At 49.5% G+C, this 525-nt stretch carries 5 tRNA genes; all 5 read right to left on the reverse strand.

The features are described from left to right. Nucleotides 1–2: 2 nt before the first annotated feature. Nucleotides 3–73 (reverse strand) — tRNA-Gly (locus F8162_RS21710). A gap of 1 nt (nucleotide 74) precedes the next feature. Then, a tRNA-Pro gene (locus F8162_RS21715) sits at nucleotides 75–151 on the reverse strand. A 3-nt stretch (nucleotides 152–154) separates the two neighbouring features. Further along, nucleotides 155–231, reverse strand: a tRNA-Arg gene (locus F8162_RS21720). 98 nt (nucleotides 232–329) lie between these two features. After that, nucleotides 330–412 (reverse strand) — tRNA-Leu (locus F8162_RS21725). A gap of 16 nt (nucleotides 413–428) precedes the next feature. Beyond that, nucleotides 429–501: transfer RNA gene (locus F8162_RS21730), tRNA-Lys, on the reverse strand. Nucleotides 502–525 lie beyond the last annotated feature (24 nt).

Below are 525 nucleotides of genomic sequence, written 5' to 3' on the forward strand. Positions count from 1 at the left end.
AAAGCGGGTGAAGAGAATCGAACTCTCGACCAGAGCTTGGAAGGCTCTTGTTTTACCACTAAACTACACCCGCGTGGTCGGGAAGACAGGATTTGAACCTGCGACCCCCTGGTCCCAAACCAGGTGCTCTACCAAGCTGAGCCACTTCCCGTTATGGCGCGCCCGAGAGGAGTCGAACCCCTAACCTCTTGATCCGTAGTCAAACGCTCTATCCAATTGAGCTACGGGCGCTTATTCATGATGTTTTTTTCGTCGTTGTATTTTGGCGACTCAATTATCTTATCATACTACATTTTCAAATGCAAGTACTTTTTTAAAAGATTTTTTGATGCGGCCGAGAGGACTTGAACCTCCACAGGGTTTCCCCCACTAGGCCCTCAACCTAGCGCGTCTGCCGTTCCGCCACGACCGCGCGGAAAAAACAAAAGTGAGCCATGAAGGATTCGAACCTTCGACCCTCTGATTAAAAGTCAGATGCTCTACCAACTGAGCTAATGGCTCGTAAATGGCTGGGCTAGCTGGATT

The organism is Bacillus sp. CH140a_4T (genome assembly GCF_008923725.1).
Lineage (GTDB): Bacteria > Bacillota > Bacilli > Bacillales > Bacillaceae_G > Bacillus_A.